Origin of the sequence: Mesorhizobium sp. L-2-11 (assembly GCF_016756595.1) — a bacterium.
Lineage (GTDB): Bacteria > Pseudomonadota > Alphaproteobacteria > Rhizobiales > Rhizobiaceae > Mesorhizobium.
This window is the reverse complement of sequence record NZ_AP023257.1, coordinates 34,049-54,957: the sequence shown is the minus strand read 5'-3', so window position 1 is coordinate 54,957 and position 20,909 is coordinate 34,049. Positions and strand designations below refer to the sequence as shown.

The 20,909-nt window shown below is 63.4% G+C and carries 20 protein-coding genes; 16 read left to right on the top strand and 4 right to left on the bottom strand.

From position 1 onward, the window contains the following. Positions 1-508: 508 nt before the first annotated feature. Positions 509-1,786 carry a 4-aminobutyrate--2-oxoglutarate transaminase gene (locus JG739_RS00255; protein ID WP_202364742.1) on the top strand — a complete coding sequence of 426 codons (1,278 nt, stop codon included), beginning with the start codon at positions 509-511 and terminating at the stop codon, positions 1,784-1,786. A 194-nt stretch (positions 1,787-1,980) separates the two neighbouring features. Here the strand turns inward: JG739_RS00255 and JG739_RS00250 are convergent, their stop codons facing one another. Then, the gene (locus tag JG739_RS00250; RefSeq protein WP_202364741.1) at positions 1,981-3,234 is read right to left on the bottom strand and encodes an NAD(P)/FAD-dependent oxidoreductase; all 1,254 of its coding nucleotides are present in this window, start codon (positions 3,232-3,234) and stop codon (positions 1,981-1,983) included. A 470-nt stretch (positions 3,235-3,704) separates the two neighbouring features. On the opposite strand from JG739_RS00250, the gene JG739_RS00245 reads away from it, so the two are divergent. The 15 genes from JG739_RS00245 (at position 3,705) to JG739_RS00175 (ending at position 18,526) form a co-directional block, all read left to right on the top strand. Beyond that, on the top strand, positions 3,705-4,997 hold the full coding sequence (locus JG739_RS00245; protein ID WP_202367276.1) for an imelysin family protein: 1,293 nt from the start codon (positions 3,705-3,707) through the stop codon (positions 4,995-4,997). Between the two features lie 129 nt (positions 4,998-5,126). Further along, complete coding sequence (locus JG739_RS00240; RefSeq protein WP_202364740.1) at positions 5,127-5,438, top strand: (2Fe-2S)-binding protein; 312 nt, start codon at positions 5,127-5,129, stop codon at positions 5,436-5,438. Next, the gene (bfr, locus tag JG739_RS00235) at positions 5,404-5,889 is read left to right on the top strand and encodes a bacterioferritin (protein ID WP_095493619.1); all 486 of its coding nucleotides are present in this window, start codon (positions 5,404-5,406) and stop codon (positions 5,887-5,889) included. Before JG739_RS00240 ends, bfr begins: the two co-directional genes overlap by 35 nt. Positions 5,890-5,901: 12 nt before the next feature. Then, positions 5,902-7,509 carry a di-heme oxidoreductase family protein gene (locus JG739_RS00230; RefSeq protein WP_202364739.1) on the top strand — a complete coding sequence of 536 codons (1,608 nt, stop codon included), beginning with the start codon at positions 5,902-5,904 and terminating at the stop codon, positions 7,507-7,509. A gap of 19 nt (positions 7,510-7,528) precedes the next feature. Beyond that, a complete protein-coding gene (locus tag JG739_RS00225) occupies positions 7,529-8,608 on the top strand; it encodes an imelysin family protein (protein ID WP_202367275.1) in 1,080 nt (359 codons plus the stop codon). A 2-nt stretch (positions 8,609-8,610) separates the two neighbouring features. Next, complete coding sequence (locus JG739_RS00220; protein WP_202367274.1) at positions 8,611-9,717, top strand: DUF1513 domain-containing protein; 1,107 nt, start codon at positions 8,611-8,613, stop codon at positions 9,715-9,717. Between the two features lie 181 nt (positions 9,718-9,898). Further along, positions 9,899-10,588, top strand: a complete 690-nt coding sequence (gene tsaB / locus JG739_RS00215) for a tRNA (adenosine(37)-N6)-threonylcarbamoyltransferase complex dimerization subunit type 1 TsaB (protein WP_202364738.1) — start codon at positions 9,899-9,901, stop codon at positions 10,586-10,588. Further along, positions 10,588-11,082 carry a ribosomal protein S18-alanine N-acetyltransferase gene (rimI, locus tag JG739_RS00210; RefSeq protein WP_202364737.1) on the top strand — a complete coding sequence of 165 codons (495 nt, stop codon included), beginning with the start codon at positions 10,588-10,590 and terminating at the stop codon, positions 11,080-11,082. Before tsaB ends, rimI begins: the two co-directional genes overlap by 1 nt. Before the next feature lie 126 nt (positions 11,083-11,208). Further along, positions 11,209-12,009, top strand: a complete 801-nt coding sequence (locus JG739_RS00205) for a lysophospholipid acyltransferase family protein (RefSeq protein ID WP_202364736.1) — start codon at positions 11,209-11,211, stop codon at positions 12,007-12,009. Positions 12,010-12,216: 207 nt separating this feature from the next. Further along, a complete protein-coding gene (gene miaB / locus JG739_RS00200; RefSeq protein ID WP_446720580.1) occupies positions 12,217-13,518 on the top strand; it encodes a tRNA (N6-isopentenyl adenosine(37)-C2)-methylthiotransferase MiaB in 1,302 nt (433 codons plus the stop codon). Positions 13,519-13,601: 83 nt separating this feature from the next. Then, positions 13,602-14,594: a PhoH family protein gene (locus JG739_RS00195; RefSeq protein ID WP_287305617.1), complete on the top strand. Its 993-nt coding sequence runs from the start codon at positions 13,602-13,604 to the stop codon at positions 14,592-14,594. 152 nt (positions 14,595-14,746) lie between these two features. Beyond that, positions 14,747-15,235 carry an rRNA maturation RNase YbeY gene (ybeY, locus tag JG739_RS00190; protein WP_202367273.1) on the top strand — a complete coding sequence of 163 codons (489 nt, stop codon included), beginning with the start codon at positions 14,747-14,749 and terminating at the stop codon, positions 15,233-15,235. A 27-nt stretch (positions 15,236-15,262) separates the two neighbouring features. Continuing rightward, positions 15,263-16,336 (top strand): hemolysin family protein, encoded by a 1,074-nt coding sequence (locus JG739_RS00185; RefSeq protein WP_202364734.1) that lies wholly within the window; start codon positions 15,263-15,265, stop codon positions 16,334-16,336. A 289-nt stretch (positions 16,337-16,625) separates the two neighbouring features. Further along, positions 16,626-17,456 carry an alpha/beta fold hydrolase gene (locus JG739_RS00180; protein WP_244749657.1) on the top strand — a complete coding sequence of 277 codons (831 nt, stop codon included), beginning with the start codon at positions 16,626-16,628 and terminating at the stop codon, positions 17,454-17,456. A 176-nt stretch (positions 17,457-17,632) separates the two neighbouring features. Beyond that, the gene (locus JG739_RS00175; protein WP_202364733.1) at positions 17,633-18,526 is read left to right on the top strand and encodes a LysR substrate-binding domain-containing protein; all 894 of its coding nucleotides are present in this window, start codon (positions 17,633-17,635) and stop codon (positions 18,524-18,526) included. Here JG739_RS00175 and JG739_RS00170 read toward each other — a convergent pair whose 3' ends face one another. From JG739_RS00170 to JG739_RS00160, 3 genes are read right to left on the bottom strand one after another with little or no spacing between them, the layout of a single operon-like run. After that, the gene (locus JG739_RS00170) at positions 18,527-18,997 is read right to left on the bottom strand and encodes a gluconokinase (RefSeq protein ID WP_244749656.1); all 471 of its coding nucleotides are present in this window, start codon (positions 18,995-18,997) and stop codon (positions 18,527-18,529) included. 38 nt (positions 18,998-19,035) lie between these two features. Next, positions 19,036-20,316, bottom strand: a complete 1,281-nt coding sequence (locus JG739_RS00165) for a TRAP transporter large permease (protein ID WP_202364731.1) — start codon at positions 20,314-20,316, stop codon at positions 19,036-19,038. After that, positions 20,313-20,870 (bottom strand): TRAP transporter small permease, encoded by a 558-nt coding sequence (locus JG739_RS00160; RefSeq protein ID WP_202364730.1) that lies wholly within the window; start codon positions 20,868-20,870, stop codon positions 20,313-20,315. Before JG739_RS00160 ends, JG739_RS00165 begins: the two co-directional genes overlap by 4 nt. Positions 20,871-20,909 lie beyond the last annotated feature (39 nt).

Genomic DNA, 20,909 nt, shown 5'->3' with positions numbered 1-20,909 from the left:
CCACGGGAATCGGTGATCGCAACGTCACCAGCGTGCCATGGCCGCCCCTCGCCTCAGAGTAAGGGCTGTTCTCTCTCCAGAGCTTTTTGCAGAACCTTCAGAACACTATCGTTCCTCGCCCCCACGAAAGTGGGGGAGAGGTGGCTCGGCGAAGCCGAGACGGAGAGGGGGACTGCGCCCTACGAAAGCCCCCTCTCCGGCCGCGGAGCCTGTCCTCGGGCTTGCCAAAGGCAAGACCCGTGGGCGGCCACCTCTCCCCCGCTTCGCGGGGCGAGGAACCCAAGTCTGGAGAGGTCGAGCGACAGCCCCTCTCTCCTCAACCCACGCAAAGGCCCCCACCCGTGGGGGAGATGGGCGGCAGGCCAGAGGGGGCGCGAAGGATCGCGACACCAATGGCAGGCCCAATCGCCTGCCGCCAGTGCCAACTTGAGGAAAACGTGAAATAAGGTCAGAACAATTCCCGGCAGTCATCCAAACGAGAACGGGCGCCGGCCCGGCGAGGGACATCATGAAGAATTCAGCCATTTCCGAACGCAAGAACCAGTCGATCTCGCGCGGCGTCGGCATGACCACGCAGATCTATGCCGACCGCGCCGAGAACTCGGAAATCTGGGATGTCGAAGGCCGCCGCTACATCGATTTCTCGTCCGGCATCGCCGTCGTCAACACCGGCCACCGCCATCCCAAGGTGATCGAGGCGGTCAAGGCGCAGCTCGACCGCTTCACCCACACCTGCCACCAGGTGGTGCCCTATGAGAGCTATGTCAGGCTGGCCGAACGGCTGAACGGCATGCTGCCGGGCAAATTCGACAAGAAGACGATTTTCGTCACCACCGGCGCCGAAGCTGTGGAGAACGCCATCAAGATCGCCCGCAACGCCACCGGCCGGCCGGCGGTCATCGCCTTTGCCGGCGGTTTCCATGGCCGCACCTTCATGGGCATGGCGCTTACCGGCAAGGTCGTGCCCTACAAGGTCGGCTTCGGCGCCATGCCGGCCGACGTTTTCCACGCGCCGTTCCCGGTGGCGCTGCACGGCATCTCGGTCGCCGACTCGCTGGCCGCGCTCGACCGCCTGTTCAAGGCCGATGTCGATCCGGCCCGCGTCGCCGCCATCATCGTCGAGCCGGTGCAGGGCGAGGGCGGCTTCTACGAGGCGCCGCGCGAGTTCATGACCGCGCTGCGCAAGATCTGCGACCAGCACGGCATGCTGTTGATCGCCGACGAGGTGCAGACCGGCTTTGCCCGCACCGGAAAGATGTTCGCCATGGATCATCACGAAGTGGCGCCCGGCATCACCACCATGGCGAAAAGCCTGGCCGGCGGCTTCCCGCTGGCGGCGGTCACCGGCTGCGCCGAGATCATGGATGCGCCCAACCCCGGCGGGCTCGGCGGCACCTATGGCGGCAGCCCGATCGGCGTTGCCGCGGCGCATGCCGTGCTCGACGTGATCGAAGAGGAAAAGCTGTGCGACCGCGCCAACACGCTGGGCAACCGGCTGAAGCAGCGGCTGCAATCGATCCGCGACGACACGCCGGAGATCGTCGATATCAGAGGCCCGGGCTTCATGAACGCGGTCGAGTTCAACGATGTGAACAAGGGCCTGCCGTCGGCCGAGATCGCCAATGCGGTCCGGCTGAAGGCGCTCGACAAGGGCCTGATCCTGCTCACCTGCGGCGTCTACGGCAACGTCATCCGTTTTCTGGCGCCAATCACCATCCAGGACGGCGTCATGAACGAAGCGCTCGATATCCTGGAAAGCTCGATCCGCGAGGCCCGCGCCGGCTGAGCGGATCTTTCTTCCCTTCTCCCTTGTGGGGCCCGAAGGGCGGGCGAGGCCCGGGCGGTGGATCGGCGCGTAGCGCCGAGACGGAAGAGGGGTGTTGGACGGAGTGCTGTCGGAGCCAAGCTGGAGCACCCCTCATCCGACCTCGCTTCGCGAGGCCACCTTCTCCCACAAGGGGAGAAGGCGAGGGCGGCTCCTTACTCAGCGGCGCGAACGGGCTCTACCTGCTGGAAGGCGGCGAGCGCTGCCTTCAGTCCGTCCTGTCCGGTCGCGACGGTCTGCGGCGTCGGCGAGAAGCCGGCGCCGAGCATCTTGCGGCCAAGCATGTGGTCGCCAGGCCGGTTGACCGATTCGATGCCGAGCAGACGATTTCCAGCATAGTGGTAGATGGAGAACCGGTTCTCGTTGACGTCGCCGAGCACGACATGGCTGTCGCCGCCCGAAATCAGGCCGACTATCTGCAGCTTGATGTCGCCGATATCGGACCAGAACCATGGCACCGCCGCAAAGGCGTCGGCGTGACCGAGGATGGTGCGCGCGGCGAGACGCGCCTGGTCGGTGGCATTCTGCACCGATTCCAGCCGCACTTCGCCGCCGGTGAGCCAGTGCCGGTAGGATGCGGCGTCGCCGATGGCGAGGATTTCGGGCACCGACGTCCGCATCTGCTGGTCGACGCGGATGCCGTTGGCGATGGTGATGCCGGCGGCCTGCGCCAGTTCGACATTCGGCACGACGCCGATGCCGATGATGACCATCTGCGCCGGCAGCCGCTCGCCGGAGGCGGTGATTGCCGCCGAGACATGGCCGTTCTCGCCTTCGAGACGCGCAATCGTGGTGCCGCTGAGGATGCGCACGCCGGTCGCTTCCAGCCGCTGCCGCACGTGGCGCGCGATGATCGGCGCCACCGCCCGGCCGAGCAGCCGGTCGATCGCCTCGACCACGGTGACCTTGCGGCCGGCCGCAGTGAGCGTCGCGGCGATCTCCAGCCCGATGAAGCCGCCACCGAGGATGACGACATCCTCGCTCTGCGCGCTCAATTCGCGGATCAGCCGCGCGTCGGCGAGCGAGCGCAGCGACACCACGCCCGAAAGCTCCGAGCCCGGCAGCGACAGCATGCGCGGCCGCGAACCGGTCGCCAGGATCAGCCGGTCGAACGGCAGTGTGCCGCCCCCTGAGATCTCCAGCCTGCGGCCGGCGGCATCGATGCGATCGATGCGGCCGCCCGGCCGGTAATCGATCGCACTGCCGGTATAAAACGCCTCGCCGCGCAGCGGCTGCGGTTTGGCCTGCTGATCCTTGATGAAGGTCTTCGACAGCGGCGGCTTGTGGTAGGGCAGTTCGTGCTCGTCACTGATGAGGATCACGGGTTCGTCGTAGCCGTCTTCGCGCAGGCTGGCGGCCGCTTGCACGCCCGCATGACCCGCACCGACAATGACCACACCGTTTTTCATCGCAGCCACAATTCCTCATCTCTCCAATGCGTCTCAAAGTCTAGGACGTCTCGCCAAGTGGCGATTGTCTGACGCCGCCGCAAGACCACCTTCGCGGGTCGCACCCGGAATGGGGGTCTGTCAATCGTCTCGTTCGACCGCGGCGCGGCAAATGCGGCTAAAGTTGAGACTTGCAGTTTAGAATAATTCTAAACTGTTGTTTCAATTGGCTTTTCTCTCTGAAATTGGTTGACTTCCGACACCTTCATCGCTTTATGGAAGCGTGCGCGTCAAGCGCATCCCTTTGATGTCTGGGCCTTGAACCCTTTCGATTGGAGGCATTTCGATGTCTTTCTTCCGCAAACCGCGCTATGTCGCGGCCTTATCACGCCCGATGGCAGGGATCTGCCTTGGCGCCGATTGCCTGCCGACGCGCTTCTGGCGCCGGCATTTTCACTGAATTCCCGAGGGAGATGACAATCATGAGAGCGATGATCACTGCGCAATATGGCGGCAAGCTTGCAGCGATCGGCGCCACGGCGGCATTGACGGCGGCGATATTCGTGCTGCCGGCCAAGGCGGAAACCGATGCCAAGGCGGTCATCAAGACGTATTCCGACATTGCGCTCGCAAAATATGAGGATTCGCTGACCACGGCTCAGGCGCTCGACAAGGCCGTCGACGCGCTGCTCGCCAAGCCTTCGGTGGAAACGCTGACGGCCGCCCGCGAGGCCTGGAAAGCATCGCGTATTCCCTACCAGCAGACCGAAGTCTATCGCTTCGGCAACGCCATCGTCGACGACTGGGAAGGCAAGGTGAATGCCTGGCCGCTGGACGAAGGCCTGATCGACTATGTCGCCGAGAACTACGGCACCGAGTCGGACGCGAATGCGCTGTACACCGCCAATGTGATCGCCAACAAGTCGATCGAGATCGACGGCAAGAAGATCGACGCCGCCAATCTTACTCCCGAGGTCCTCTCCGGCACGCTGCAGGAAGCCGGCGGTATCGAGGCCAATGTGGCGACCGGCTATCACGCCATCGAATTCCTGCTGTGGGGCCAGGACCTGCACGGCACCGGCCCGGGCGCCGGCGAACGGCCCTATACCGACTACGACCTCGCCAACTGCACCGGCGGCAATTGCGATCGTCGCGCGCAGTATTTGAAGTCGGCGAGCGAGCTTCTGGTTTCCGATCTGCAGGACATGGTCGACAACTGGAAGGAAGGCGGCGCCGCCCGCAAGAACCTTGTCGGTGGCGAGCCGAAAGCCGGCATCTCGACCATCCTCACCGGCATGGGCTCGCTGTCCTACGGCGAACTGGCCGGCGAGCGCATGAAGCTCGGCCTGCTGCTGCACGATCCGGAAGAAGAGCATGACTGCTTCTCCGACAACACCTACGATTCCCATCTCTACGATGCCGTCGGCATTCGCGCCGCCTATAAGGGCAGCTACACCCGCCTCGACGGCAGCGTCGTCGACGGACCCTCGGTATCCGACATGGTCAAGGAGGCCGACCCGGCGGTCGACAAGGAACTGTCGGACAAGCTTGATGCCACCGTCGCCAAGATGGAAGCCATCAAGGCGCGGGCGCTTGCTGGCGAGGCCTATGACCAGCAGATCGGCGAGGGCAATACGCAAGGAAACGCCACCGTGCAGGCGGCGATCGACGCGCTGGTCGACCAGACCAAGTCGATCGAACGCGCCGTCGGCACCCTGAAACTCAACGCCATCGCCTTCGAGGGCTCGGACAGCCTCGATGCGCCGGACAAGGTGTTTCAGTAGGGCCTCCGGAGGCCGCAGCACGATCCCGAACCGACGTCCGCGTAAAAGAAAAGTGGACCCGCTTCGGCTCGATTGAGAAAATAAGCCACACGACGCCGAGCACGCGCCGTCAGCCACACAGAGCAAATAATGCTGATCTGCCATTGCAACATCATCACCGAGAAGGAGATTGAGCAGACGATCGTCGGGCTGCTGGATCAGGATCCCTGGCAGCTTATCGTGCCGGCGAAGATCTATCATGCCATGCACAAGCGTGGTCGCTGTTGCGGCTGCTTCCCAAATGTGGTCGAAACGATCATTCGGGTAACCGAGAATTACCACGCCCGCTCGGAGGCGAGCGGCGTGGATGTCGTTTCACACCTGGATCGCGTCAGAGGCCTGCGCGTCCAATACGGGAGCAGAACCCATGAAAGGCGAACAACAGATCATAGAGCGGCTTAACGAAGCTCTATTTCTGGAACTTGGAGCGGTCAATCAGTACTGGGTGCATTTCCGGCTGCTGGAAGACTGGGGATACGCCAAGCTGGCAAAGAAGGAACGCGCCGAATCGATCGAGGAGATGCACCATGCCGACCGGCTCGTGGCCCGCATCATCTTCCTTGAAGGCCATCCGAACCTGCAGTCGGTAGCGCCGCTGCGCATCGGTCAGAATGTCAAGGAAGTGCTCGAATCGGATCTTGCCGGCGAATATGACGCGCGCACTGCCTACAAACGGTCGCGCGAGATTTGTAACGAAGCGGGTGACTACGTGACGATGAAGCTGTTCGAGGATCTGTTGTCCGACGAGGAAGGTCACATCGACTTCCTCGAGACGCAACTCGACCTGCTCGCCTCGATCGGCGAGGAAAAATACGGTCAGCTCAACGCCGCATCGGCCGACGAGGCGGATTAGGGACATGCGGGAATGCGGCGCCGCTTAGATGACCTGCGCCGCTTGCGGCGGGCCGAGGATTACGGCCTGTCGCCCCAGCAAAAGCCGCCTTGCAACTGGGCTGGCGGGTTTTCGCTTGCCGTAGTGGTCGCGCTGACCGCCTCGGCGCTGGCCGGCGCGCCCGAACCGGCGGGTCTCGCCACCACCCGTGCCGATCTGACGCCGAAGGATCTTTCTCGCGTCATTGCCATCACCAGGCCGACCAAGGATTTTTCCAGGCCCGAGCAGTTCGAGCCGATGCAGGGCGGCGCCGGCACGTCGCGCAAAGGCGCCAGCAAGGACGCTTTCTCGCAATCTTCCGCCAATATCACATTCGAGGAAGAAGGCACCTTCAAGCTCGGCAATGCTCTTTTCCGCAAGAACTGGGTGTCGTCGCCCTCGTCGACGCAGGCATCGGACGGGCTTGGTCCGCTGTTCAACGAGCGGGCGTGCCAGAATTGCCATCTGAAGGACGGCCGCGGTCGTCCGCCGGAAGCCGACAGCGGCACCACCTCGATGTTCCTGCGGCTGGCGCGGCAGGCGAGCACCGAGGAGGAGAAAGCAGCGCTCGCCGCCCGCAAGGTGCTCAACTTCCCCGATCCGGTCTACGGCTCGCAATTGCAGGAACTGGCCGTTCCGGGTCTTCGCGGCGAAGGCAGAATGCGTGTCGTCTATCAGGAGCAAAAAGTCTCGCTGCCGGACGGCGCCGTGGTTTGGCTGCGCAGGCCGAGCTATTCGGTCGACGATCTTGCCAACGGGCCGCTCGATCAGCACACCACGCTTTCGCCACGCTTGACGCCGCCGATGATCGGCCTCGGCCTGGTCGAGCAAATCGCGCCGGCCGACATTCTCGCCAGTGCCGATCCGGACGATCGCAACGGTGACGGCATCTCCGGCAAGCCTAACATCGTGCGCGACGGCCAGAGCGGCGAGCCGACGCTCGGCCGCTTCGGCTGGAAGGCGCAGACCCCTTCGATCCGCCAGCAAGCGGCGGACGCGTTCGCCGGCGACATCGGCATTTCGACGCCGGGAGTGCCGAACCACTGGGGCGATTGCACCGCGGCCGAAAAGAACTGCCTTGCCTTGCCCAACGGCGTCCAGGAGCGCCTCGGCCTGGTCGAGGCGCCGCCGCCGGTCCTGGACCTGGTCACTTTCTATTCGCAAAACCTCGCCGTGCCGGCGCGGCGCGATCTCGACAAGCCCGATGTGCTGGCCGGCAAGAAGCTGTTCTACGACATGGGCTGCATCTCCTGTCATACGCCGAAATTCGTCACCCGCCGCGGCACGCCCAACAAGGCGCAGGCCTTCCAGCTGATCTGGCCCTATTCCGATTTTCTGCTGCACGACATGGGGCCGGGTCTCGCCGACGGGCAAGCGGTGGGCGATGCTACCGGCAGCGAATGGCGCACGCCGCCGCTGTGGGGCATCGGTCTTACCCGGACGGTCAACGGCAACAATTTCTTCCTGCACGACGGGCGGGCGCGCACGCTGACCGAGGCGATCCTGTGGCATGGCGGCGAGGGGCAGAAGGCGCGCGACCGCTTTGCCGCCGCCGATGCGGCCGATCGCGACGCACTGGTCAAATTCCTGGAGTCGTTGTGATGTCCCCGGAGTCGCTATGATGTCGAAGCGTCCGGCGTTTGTCCTAGCTCTCTCGCTGATCCTCCCGGGCGCATTGCCGGCGTCCGCAGCGGTGAAGGCTTCCGAAGTGATCCAGCGAGCGGTCGACGGCTTTGTCCGCCCCGCCTATGCGCGCCTGCATGACCATGCGGACAGCCTAAGCAACTCAATGCGCACGCTGTGCGACGCGCCTTCGCAGGACCATCTCGACGCGGCGCGCGCCGAATTCTCCGGCACCGTGGATGCCTGGTCTGTCGTCGAGATCATCCGCATCGGACCGATCACGCAGGACAACCGGCTGGAGCGCATGCTGTTCTGGCCGGATCGCAAGAGCATCGGCCTGAGGCAGGTGCAGGCGGCGCTGGCCAGTAAAGACCGGACCGCCGCCGATCCGGCCCAACTGGCGACAAAGAGCGTCGCCATGCAAGGGCTTGGCGCGCTGGAATTCGTGCTTTACGGCGATGGCGCCGAGCGGCTCGCCGGCAAGGACGATCCCTATCGCTGCGCTTACGGAGAGGCCATCGCCGGCAACATCGAAACGATCGCCGCCGAGGTCAGCGACGCCTGGAACAAGCCCGACGGCTTTGCAGCACTTTGGGCCAATCCGGGGCCGCAAAACCCACTCTACCGCGACGGCACGGAAGCGGTGACCGAACTGGTCGCCGTCTTCATCAACGAACTGGAGATGGTCCGTGACGTGCGCCTGAAAGGTTTTCTGGGGAGTAGCCCGGAGGCCGACAAGCCGAAACAGGCGATCTACTGGCGTTCACAAAACACCGCGCGTTCGCTGACCGGAAACCTTTCGGGCATGGACGCTCTGTTCCAGGCTTCGCAGCTTGGCGACGCGCTGTCGCCCGATGCGCGCTGGATGGCGGAATCGATCCACATCCAGCTCGTCAACGGGGCCGCCGACGCCACCGCCATCAGAGGCCCGATCGACAAGGCGCTTGCCGATCCGGCGCTGCGCCAGAAGCTCGACCACTTCTCGCTGGTGACATCCAGCCTGTCGACCCTGATCGGCACCAGGCTGACCGCCGAATTCGGCCTGACCGCCGGGTTCTCGTCGCTGGATGGGGATTGACCCTGCGCACGCCCCTGATCGATCGTCGTGATTTCCTCAGGGCCGCAGGCATTGGCTTTGCTGCCGCGATGGCGCCATCGGCATGGGCGAAGACGCTTGGCACGGACGCCGTCTTCGCCACCGCTTTCGTCAAGCGCGACGGCAGCTATGGCGCGGCGATCCTGTCCGAGGCCGGCAGGGTGCTGCATGCCATCGACCTGCCCGCCCGCGGTCACGACGTCACCTTCGATGCGGTTTCGAAGCGCTCCGTAGTCTTTGCCAGGCAGCCCGGCACGTTCGCGGTTGTGTTCGACCACACCGGCCGCGACGAGCCGCTGACCATTGCCAGCATCAGTGGCCGCCATTTCTTCGGCCACGGCGTGTTTTCGGCCGACGGTGCGTTGCTCTACGCCACCGAGAACGATTTCGACAATGCCGCCGGCGTGGTCGGCGTCTATGACGCGCGTGCGAAATTCAAGCGGGTTGGCGAGTTCCCGACCTTTGGCATGGGTCCGCACGAGCTTCTGCTGCTCGGCGACGGCAGGACGATTGCCGTCGCCAATGGCGGCATCGAGACGCATCCGGATTATGGCCGCGCCGAACTCAACATCGCGACGATGAAGCCATCCTATGTGCTGGTCGACCGCCTGACCGGCGACCTTGTCGAAAAGCACGAATTGCCGCCGGCGCTGCACCAGCTTTCGATCCGGCACATGGATACCGACAAATCCGGCGCGGTCTGGTTCGGCTGCCAGTACAGGGGGCCGGGCAGCGATCGTCCGCTGCTGGTCGGCCGCGCCGCCCGCGGCAAGGATCTGCAACTACTCGACATGCCGCAGGACGTGCTGTCCGGCTTCAGGAACTACATCGGCGCGGTCGCCGCCAACCCTGCCGCCGGCACCGTCGCCGTGACCTCGCCGGGAGGCAACTCGCTTGCGGTGATCGATGCGGCCAGCGGCCGCATCGTCGCCACCAGCGCACTGGCCGAGGTCTGCGGCGTGGCGCCCGAAGGGGCGGCCTTCATGGCGACGACGGGCACCGGCCAAATTGTCGAAACCGGCGGCGCGACACGGTCCGAGCCGGACTATGTCTGGGACAATCACATGCTGCGCATCGAGCAGGGCGGATAGTGCGGCACTGGTTCGTTGACGGTTTTGGTCGCCGAAAGTTGCCTCTTTTTGGGCGAGGTCGAAGCGAAGCCGCCAAACGATTTATGCATTATGCCCTTGCAGGGATGAGCCATGGCAGGCACAGGGAAATTGTCTTTCGAACCCCCTGTGCCCCAAGCGGGTGCTCCCAACCGGCCGCCTCATGAAGTTGCTTGCCATCGATTGTGCCGCCAATCTCTGCGCCGCCTGTGTCTACGACGCGGCGGCCGGGAAGGAACTCGGCCGTTCGGTGCTCGATCTGGGAAAAGGCCATGCCGAGCATTTGATGGCGGTGATCGAGCAGGCGTTGAGGGCTGCCGGAACCGATTATACCGGCCTTGGCGCCATCGCCGTCGCCACCGGCCCGGGCTCCTTCACAGGACTGCGCGTCGGTGTCTCGGCGGCGCGGGGCCTGGCGCTGGCGCTGAAAATCCCGGCAATCGGGGTGACGACGCTGGAAGCGCTGGCGGCGCAAGCGAAAGCGACATTTCCTGGCCGCGCCGTGCTGGCCGCGCTCGACGCCGGGCGCGAGGAGATCCATGCAGCGCTTTACGACGAAGCATCCGTCTTGATTTACGGTCCCGCGGTGGCCACGCTTCCGCAAGCCGCCGCCATGGCGGTCGACAGTTCTCCGGTTCTGGCCGGCACGGCGGCCAAGCAAATTGCGGCTTCGGCCGGGCGCGCCTTCGAAGTCGGCCCGACAAGTGCCACGGCCGACATCGCCGTTTATGCTCGGCTGGCTGCCGTCAAAGGTGAAGGCGAAAAGCCGAAACCGCTTTATTTGCGCGGGGCGGACGCCAAGCCGCAGGCCGGGTTTATCCTGTCCAGGAAGAAAGCCGGGAAGAAAAACTGATGCGCATCCCTTTCCTCCAGCCGCGCCGCAGGGACTTTGCGCTCGAGCGGCTGACGATCGCTGATAGCGCGGCTCTGTCGGTGCTGCATCGCGAGGATTTCGTCCGGCCGTGGAGCGATGACGAATTCGCCGCGCTGATCGAGCAGGACACGGTGTTCGGCTATGCCGCCCGCGAGACCGGCCAGGGTGCCAAGCCGCCGGTCGGTTTTGTGCTGGCGCGCCTGGCAGCCGGCGAAGGCGAGATCCTGACTGTCGCGGTGGCGCGCTCCCATCGCCGCCAGGGGCTCGGCTGGCAATTGATGGATGCGGTGCTGCGCGAACTGCATGCGCAACGCGCAGAGGCGCTTTTCCTCGAGGTCGACGAGACCAACGTCGCCGCGATCGCGCTCTACCGGCGGCTGGGATTCCGCGAGGTCGGCAAACGTGCCAACTATTACAGATCGCCCGAGCACGGCCCGACCGGAGCGCTTGTCATGCGCCGCGATCTTCGCTAGCGATCGGCCCGCAAATCGGAACCGATTTTCGGAAAGCACGATCCGTTGATTCATATGCGCAGATTAAAAAGCGCTGGAGCGTGCTTTAGGCGCGCTAGTCAGAACTCGGGACAGGGCCAAGAGCGGATGATCGGAAAAATCAGGATTTTCCTGGCGCTGAGCCTCGTTGTCGCAGGCTCGTTGGTTCTCGTGCCGTTGCAGATCCTGTCGATGAAGACCGGCCTCTGGCGCGAGACGTTCATCCTGAAGATCTGGCACCGGCTCATCATCCGGGCGCTCGGCATGCGCATCCATATCAAGGGGACCTTGTCCAGCCAGCGCCCGTTATTGGTTGCGTCGAACCACGTCTCCTGGACCGACATCATGGTGCTGGGGTCGATGGCCGATGTGACGTTCATCGCCAGGGCCGACATGGCCGGCTGGCCATTGATCGGCATGTTGTCGAAGCTGCAGCGCACCGTTTTCATCGAGCGTGAGCGCAAACGTTCGTCGGGCGACCAGGCGAGCGAGATCGCCAGCCGCATGGCCAAGGGCGACGCCATGGTGCTGTTTGCCGAAGGGTCGACCAGCGACGGCAACATGATCCTGCCGTTCAAAAGCACGCTGTTCGGCGCTGCCTCGATGGCGATTTCGGGAGGGGCGGCCGAAACGGTCTTCATCCAGCCGGTGGCGATCGTCTATACGCGCCTGCACGGCGTGCCGCTCGGCCGCAGGCACCGGCCGATTGCCGCCTGGATCGGCGACGAGGACTTGATGCCTCATCTCAAGGTGCTGATGGCGGAGGGCGGGCTCGATGTCGAAGTGCATTTCGGCGAGCCGGTCGCCTTCTCCAAGGGCTCCAGCCGCAAGGAAACGGCCAGGCTGATGGAAAGTCAGGTGCGTGACATGGTGCAGGCGGCGCTCGCCGATCCGCGCCCGAGCCGGTAAGCCGGAAAAGCCCCATCGCTTTGCGCGTCCAAAGGCGGCGCGGCGCTGTAAGCCAGAATCGTCTGTTTTTTGTTGGCGAAAGGCGTTAGAAGCCGCCAGATGGAATTGAACACGATAGAACGCGACGACATCGATATCGCGGCCGAAACTGCGGTCGCGCCGCCGGCCGCGAGCCGGAAGGTCTTCGTCAAGACCTATGGCTGCCAGATGAACGTCTACGATTCGCAGCGCATGACCGACGCGCTGGCCGCCGACGGCTATACTGCTACGGATACGATCGGCGAGGCCGATCTGGTGCTGCTCAACACCTGCCATATCCGGGAGAAAGCCGCCGAAAAGGTCTATTCCGAACTCGGCCGCATTCGTGAGATGAAGGCCGAGCGGGCTCGGGCCGGCGGCGTGATGCTGGTCGGCGTCGCCGGCTGCGTGGCGCAGGCCGAGGGCGCCGAGATCATCCGCCGCTCGCCTTCTGTCGATCTGGTCATCGGCCCGCAGACCTATCACCGGCTGCCGCATGTGCTGGCACGGGTGCGCGGCGGCGAAAAGATCGTTGAGACCGACTACGCCATCGAGGACAAGTTCGAGCATCTGCCGCAGCCGAAGCGCGCCGAGATCATCAGGCGCGGCGTCACCGCGTTCCTGACCGTCCAGGAAGGTTGTGACAAGTTTTGCACCTTCTGCGTCGTGCCCTATACCAGAGGCTCGGAAGTGTCGCGGCCGGTGGCGCAGATCGTCGCCGAGGCCGAGCGGCTGGCGCAAGCCGGCGTGCGCGAGGTGACGCTGCTTGGCCAGAACGTCAATGCCTGGCACGGCGAAGGCGAAAACGCCGAGGAATGGGGTCTTGGCCGCCTGCTGTTCCGGCTGGCCGAGATTCCCGGGCTGGCGCGGCTGCGCTACACCACCAGCCACCCGCGCGACATGGACGACGAATTGATCGCCGCCCACCGTGACTTGCCGGCGCTGATGCCCTATCTGCATTTGCCTGTGCAATCCGGCTCCGACCGCATCCTCAAGGCGATGAACCGCAGGCATACGGCAAAAGACTATCTGACGCTGCTCGACCGGATCCGCGCCGCACGCAGCGATATCGCGCTTTCGGGCGACTTCATTGTCGGCTTTCCCGGCGAGACGGATGCGGATTTCGAGTCGACGATGGACCTTGTCCGCCAGGTGAACTATGCCTCGGCCTTCTCGTTCAAATATTCGCCGCGCCCCGGCACGCCGGGCGCGGAATTGGCCGGTCATGTGCCGGAAGCGGTCAAGGACGAGCGCCTGCAGCGGCTGCAGGCGCTGCTGCTGAGCCAGCAGCAGGAGTTCGGCGCCAGCCTGGTCGGCAGCACCATCGAGACGCTGATCGAGAAGCCGGGCCGCCAGGCCGGCCAGAAGGTCGGCCGCTCGCCGTGGCTGCAGCCGGTTATTGTTGATGAAAAGTCCGGCGAAATCGGTGAGATTGTCCAAGTACGAATCACGAAGACGGGTTACAACAGCCTGTTCGCCGAATTGGCCTGAAGGTCTCGGCAGATGAGGAGAGACGATTGAGCGCTGCGGAAGTGAAGAACCTGCCCCAGAACCTACCATCGGGGGCTTCGGATATGGCGCACATCGTTCTGACTTTCGACAATAACAAGCTTGCCAGCGCCCTCTATGGCCAGTTCGATGAGAATCTGGCCAGGCTCGAGCAGAAGCTTGGCGTCGATATCCGCTCGCGCGGCAACCAGCTGACCATCAAGGGCTCCGCCTCGGCCGCCGAGCAGGCGCGCCGCGCCCTGGACAATCTCTACGGCATTCTCCAGAAAGGCGCTGACATCGGCCAGTCGGACGTTGACGGCGCCGTGCGCATGGCGATCGCCGCCGACGACCAGCTGACACTGCCGACGCTGGAGCGCAAGGGCAAGGTGTCCGCCGCCCAGATATCGACGCGCAAGAAGACGATCTATGCCCGCTCGCTCAACCAGGACGCCTATATGCGCGCGCTGGAGCGGTCCGAACTCGTCTTCGGCATCGGCCCGGCTGGCACCGGAAAAACCTTCCTGGCGGTGGCGCATGCGGCCATGCTGCTCGAACGTGGCATGGTCGAGCGCATCGTGCTGTCGCGGCCGGCCGTCGAGGCCGGCGAGCGGCTCGGCTTCCTGCCCGGCGACATGAAGGAGAAGGTCGATCCCTATCTGCGGCCGCTCTATGACGCGCTTTACGAGATGATGCCGGCCGACAAGGTCGAGCGGGCCATTGCCGCCGAGGTGATCGAGATCGCGCCGCTGGCCTTCATGCGCGGCCGCACACTGGCGCACTCCGCCGTCATCCTCGACGAGGCGCAGAACACCACGCCGATGCAGATGAAAATGTTCCTGACCCGTCTCGGCGAGAATTCGCGCATGATCGTCACCGGCGATCCGACCCAGATAGACCTGCCGCAAAACACCAAATCGGGTCTGGTCGAGGCGCTCAGGATCCTCGACGGCGTCACCGGCATGGTGACGGTGCGGTTCAACGAAGGCGACGTCGTCAGGCATCCGCTGGTCGCCGAGATCGTCAAGGCCTACGACCGCGATGGCAAGCTGGCCCGGGGCCTGGGCGCCGAAGGCTAGAGCATCGGACCCAAAAGTGGGAACCGGTTTTGGGAAAATCCGATGCTCAAACAAAAAATAGCATCGGACCCAAAAGTGGGAACCGGTTTTGCGAAAATCCGATGCTCAAACAAGAAAACACGATGATGCAGCCTTATGGCTGAGGACAAAAAATCTGTAGGGGGGATCTTCCGGTTCCCATCGACATCGATATAGCAGTCGAAGCGGGCGACTGGCCCGATGAGGCCGCGCTGACGCGGCTGGTCTATGGCGCCGTTGCCGCCGCGTTTGCCGAAACCGGTGCGGCCGGCAGTTCCGAGCTCAGCATCGTTTTTTCTGACGACGCCCATATACGCAGTCTCAATGCGGGATGGCGTGGCAAGGACAAACCGACCAACGTCCTGTCTTTCCCGGCTTTTCCGCTCGCCAAGGGGGGTCCGCTGCCGCCCATGCTGGGCGACATTGTGCTGGCCGCCGAGACGGTTGTGCGGGAAGCCGCACTGGAAGACAAGCCTGTCGACGACCATATCATCCATCTCGTCATCCACGGCCTGCTGCATTTGCTGGGCTACGATCACGAGACCGACGCCGAGGCCGAAGAAATGGAAGCCGTCGAACGCGCAGCACTTGCAAGGCTTGCCATTCCCGATCCCTACGCGTAACTAAAAAGATCAAATGACCGGACGACGATGAACGACAAACCAGAGACTGCCGCCCGCCCAGACGCCGGCAGTGCGACCAAGCCATCCGAACAGACGGAAGAGGACTCTAGTCCGAGTACCACGACCGGCAGCTTCGCCAGCGAGCCATCGCCTGCCGGTCCTTCCCTGTTCGATCGCGTGCTCGGCCTGTTCAGGCAGCGCAACGGCACCAGCCTGCGCGAGGAGATCGCCGACGCGCTTGCCGAAACGGCGAGCGATGCCGGCGCCTTTTCGCCCGGCGAACGGGCCATGCTCAACAACATTCTGCGCCTGCGCGAGGTTCGCGTCGAGGATGTCATGGTGCCGCGCGCCGACATCGAGGCGGTCGAGATCACGACGAACCTTGGCGATCTTCTGGGACTGTTCGAGCAGTCCGGCCATTCCCGCATGCCGGTCTATTCGGAGACGCTCGACGACCCGCGCGGCATGGTCCACATCCGCGACGTGCTCGCTCACATCACCAAGCTCGCCCGCGTCAGAAAGGGCAGGACGACCAGGAAAGCTGCCCCTGCCACGCTTCTCGATCTCGCCAAGGTCGATCTCACCCGCACCATCGGCGACCTGACCCTGATCCGCCCGGTGCTTTTCGTGCCCCCGTCGATGCTCGCCTCCGATCTGATGGGGCGGATGCAGGCGATGCGCACCCAGATGGCGCTGGTCATCGACGAATATGGCGGCACCGATGGTCTGGTCTCGCTCGAGGATATCGTCGAGATGGTGGTCGGCGACATCGAGGACGAGCACGACGAGGACGAGCCGATGATCACCCAGACCGGCGAGGGCGTGTTCGTCGTCGACGGCAAGGCCGAGATCGACGAGGTCGCCAAGATGATAGGCGAGGATTTCGCTGCCGGCGAGCATGGCGAATATGTCGACACGATCGGCGGCATGATCTTCAACACGCTTGGCCGGGTCCCGGCCCGCGGCGAAGTGGTGCAGGCCATCCCCGGCTTCGAATTCCATGTGCTCGACGCCGATCCACGCCGCGTCAAACGCGTGCGCATCGTGGAGACCCAGAAAGGCGAGCGCCGGCGGCGCGCCGTCCGCGCCGAGCAGGCTTGAAAGACGCCGCTCGCCCGACGACGGTCGACGATCCGTTCAAGCGCTCAGCCTTTGGCGCAGTCCTATTCTGCAAGGGCCCGCGCGCCGCATTGATCTGGCTTGAAAAGGCTTTTGGCTTCGAGCCCAGCATGGTCCACGCGAGGAGGCTGAGCGGCTGGGCGATCTACGGATCGAAGGCTGGCACCGACAGCGTCATCGGTCTGAATTTCAGCAAAGGGTGCGGTTTCGAACTATATGGTTTGCGAACCAATTCGTCTGGACGCTGTCATGAGTACCAGGAGAATGTCTGATGTCGTGGAAACTCGATGAGACCGTGGAAACATCCGCGGGCGCTGTCGCAGCGGGGCAATCTGGCACTGGGCCCGCGCTCGTGTTGGCTCATGGCTGGCCGTGGTCTTCATTCTCATGGCATCGGATTATTCCAGACCTTGCAAGGCGGTATCGTGTCCACTGGTACGATATGCCCGGCTACGGGCGATCCGACAAAGGCGCGGAGCAGCGCACCTCACTCGACGTGCAAGGAGAAGTATTCGCCGAGATGCTGGCGCATTGGGACCTTGAGCAGCCCATGGTCGTTGCCCATGATTTCGGCGGAGCGACGACGCTACGGGCGCATTTGCTCCATGGCTGCGACTTCGAGCGGTATGTCCTGATGAATGTCGTCGCCATGCGCCCTTGGGGATCGGAGTTCTTCGATCATGTCGGTCGCCATGTGGATGCCTTTCTGGGCCTGCCGCCGCATATCCACAGAGCGGTCGTGGAGGCTTATATCAAGGGGGCGATCGTAAATGACATCGCGCCCGGAGATTTCGAGAAACTTGTCGAGCCGTGGCTTGCCGAGGAGGGACGAGGAAGCTTCTATCGGCAATTCGCGCAAGCCGACGAAAAATATACCGCCGAAGTCGAGCCGGCGTTCGGGGATGTCAGGTGTCCGGTAAAGATAATTTGGGGCAAGGACGATCCATGGATCCCGCTGGAGCGAGGCAAAGCGCTTCATGCGCTGATCCCGCAGGCATCGTTCGAAACATTACCTGGCGTCGGTCACTTGCCTCAGCTCGAAGCCCCGGATCTCGTCCTGGAGCGGCTGAACGCTTTTCTATCGCGCGACGGCGAAGACTGATGAAGGGATCGAACCTTTGGAACGGCGAAACAATTTCCCTCGCCTGCGAGAATTGATCGGTGCGCGATTCCCAACAATCAATGGGTACAAACAATCGTGGCGTGATCCCACCCTCGATATTGAAGATAAACGTGTCCACAAAGTGATCGCGCTTCGCGAGAGACATTCGAGATAGCATGTCGCAAGTTCCGATCCGCTCGATCTGGGTGTTTCACGCAGCTGCCCGCGCCGGTAGCATTTCGCGGGCCGCCGAAGAGCTGAACGTCACACCGTCCGCCGTCACTCAGCAGGTCCAGGCGCTTGAGACACAACTAGGTGTCACGTTGCTTACCAAGGTCGGTCGTGGCATCCTGCTGACGGAGGCCGGCGAGCGGTTTTTCGCCTCGATCAACGATGGCGCGGAGCAGATTGCAGAGGCAACCAATGCAATCCGTGGCTATCGTTCGATCACCGCACTCACCGTGCGCGCGACGCCAACTCTGTCGAACAAATGGCTACTGCCGCGCCTCGGCGCGTTCCTGACTGCAAATCCCGATCTCGAGGTGCGGCTGGATGGCACCAATGAACCGACCGATTTCAACCGCGAAGCCGTGGATCTGGAAATCAGACACGGCGACGGCAAGTGGCCCGGCCTGTTCGTTGAGGGCCTCATCGAAGAGAGCTTTGTTCCGGTTTGCGCGCCGTCGATCGCCAAGCCCGCCAGTCTCGCGGCACAAGAAGTGCTGCAGTTTCGCCTGATTCACTCGGTCAAGTCTCAGGCACAATGGACCCGATGGCTGGCGCTTGCGGGCGTCGAATCCAATGAGAGGTGGCGACGCGTTCTATTCGACCGCAGCCACATGGCGATTGATGCGGCTGCCGGTGGGCTTGGTATAGCTCTGGAGAGCACTTTGATGATGCAGCGCGAGCTATCCGAAGGCAGCCTGATCTGCCCGGTTCGCGACGCACCCGAAATCCATATCGTGACGCAGTGGATCGCGTGCCCGCGCGATCATCTTCGCCACAAGAAGGTCCGCGTGTTTCTCGACTGGCTGCGTGGCGAGGCGCTATCCGCCGCGCCCAAATGTTGATCAGCCCAATGCGGCCGCGGCCTTCTCCACGATGCTCTGCGGGCTCCACGCAATCGGCAGCGCCAAAAAGCGCTCGTCGGGCATCGGGAGTTCCAGCGTCGCGAGTTGGCTGGATAGCAATGAGAATCCAGCGAAATGGTTCTTGCGGCTGCCAAGGCGCTGCAGGATCAGTTCCTCCGATCCATCGAGGAAAGCGAAGCCGACCTGGCCAAGTCGTTCCCGCAGAAAATCGCGATAGCTGCGCTTGAGGGCCGAACAGGCGACGACCGCCGGACGCGAGGGCAGCGCCAGCGCCGCTTCCGCCACCGCAGCCAGCCACGGCCAACGCATTTCGTCCGTCAACCCATCACCGCGTCGCATGCGCTCCACATTCGCCGCGCTGTGATAGGTATCAGCCTCGATCCAATCGACGCCGAGACGGTTTGCTAGGCCTCGGGCGATCTCCGTCTTGCCGGTGCCGGAGACGCCCATGACGATGATGAAATCGGGTCGCGCCATCGTCGATCGACTCAATATAGCCCGAGCAGGCGGATCGGTCCGGTGGTGAGAACCGGGAACAGCACCAGCGCAAGGATCGCCAGGACCAGGATCGACATCGGTGCGAGCGACCCCTTGATCACATCCTCAATCGACATCCTGGCAACCTGCGCCGCCGCGAATAGGCAGACACCGACCGGTGGCGTCACCAGCCCCAGCGTCAGCGTAACGACTGTCACGATGAGGAAATGCATCGGATCGACGCCCAATGACACCGCCGGCGGCAGCAGAACCGGGATCAGGATGAACATGGCGGCGATAGCGTCCATGAACATGCCGACCACGATCAGGAACAGGAAGACGAGGATGAGCACCATCGTCGGGCCTGTGCTGATCGCGCCGAGCAGGGTCGCTACCTGTTGCGGTAGGCCGTCATAAGTGAAGACCCAGGCCGCAAGCTTGGCGGTCGCAGCGATGAACAATATCGTTCCGGAGGTGCGCGCTGTGTCGACGATGATACCCGGAAGTTCCGCCAGCGAAATCGTCCTGTAGAGGATCACCGCCAGGAACAGCGTATAGAGCGCGGCAAGGGCTGCCGCCTCGGTAGGCGTGAAATAGCCGTCCACGATACCGACCAGCAAGATGACGGGCGTCAGCATCGGCAGGATCGCGTTCACGCCGGTGATCGCGATTTTGCGGAAGTTCATCGGCGACGGCGGATTGTAGCCGTGCCTGACCGCATAGACATGGTTGAACACCATGAAGGCGAAGGCGATGAAAAGGCCAGGGATAAGGCCCGCTACCAGCAGCGTGCCGATTGAGACGTTGGCGATCGAACCGGCGATGACGATCAGGATCGACGGCGGAATGATCGACGACAGAGTCGAGGTGCAGAGCGTCATGCCGACCGCATAGCCGCGTGGAAAGCCGTGCCGCTCCATCGCATTTATCTCGATCGCACCGATCGAGGCGATGTCGGCAACGGAAGAGCCCGAAACGCCCCCGAAGATAACGGAAGATACGACATTTACATGGCCCATACCGCCCGGCATCCAGCCGACGCAGGCCTCGGCAAAATCGAACAGCTTCTCGGCGACGCGCCCCCGTTCCATCAGAACGCCAACGAAAATAAAGAGCGGCACAGCCACCAGCAGGAAGGAATTCATCGCGGAGAACATGCTCTGCGACAGGAGGCCGATCGGCGTGGAGGTGAACACGTAGATCACGGCGACCGACGCAAGGCCGAGTGCCACGGCCAGAGGAACGCCGAGCGCGCTCATTAGCAGAAAAAGGACGAGCAGCGCGATGCTCATGGCTTCTGCTCCGGATCTGGAACTGCGATGTCCGCTTCCACCGCTTGGCCGGGCGGCAGCCCAAGATCGGGAAGCTCGATGTAGCGGCGGCGCGTTCGCAGGGATTCGAAGATGGCCAGGATGGCGAGAATGGCGGCGATGGGCATGATCGTTCCGATGATCCACATCGGAATCACGAGTGTCGCAGCAGTTTCGTTCATCATGTACTGCTGCTTCGCCAGCATCCAACCCGTCCAGGCGGTCAAGGCAAAGAAGAGCACGGACGACACGACATAGATCGGCACGGACAGCCGGCGCATGAGTTCCGGCATCATGTCGATGAAGACAGTCACGCGCGCCGTTTCGACCGTGCGAAAGCCGGCGGCTACCCCGAAAAAGATCATCCACACAAACAGATAACGCGTCGCTTCCTCGGTCCAGGATACGGGTCTTCCGAGCAGGCGGCTTGCTACCTGCAGCAACACCACGATCATAATGCCGGTCATCGCGATGCCTGCTATGCCGTCCAGCAGGATTCGCAGGATGGCGTCGAAGCGGGTCTGTGGCTTGCCCATGGTCTCCTCCCAAATGGGCGGCGAGGGATCGCCTCGCCG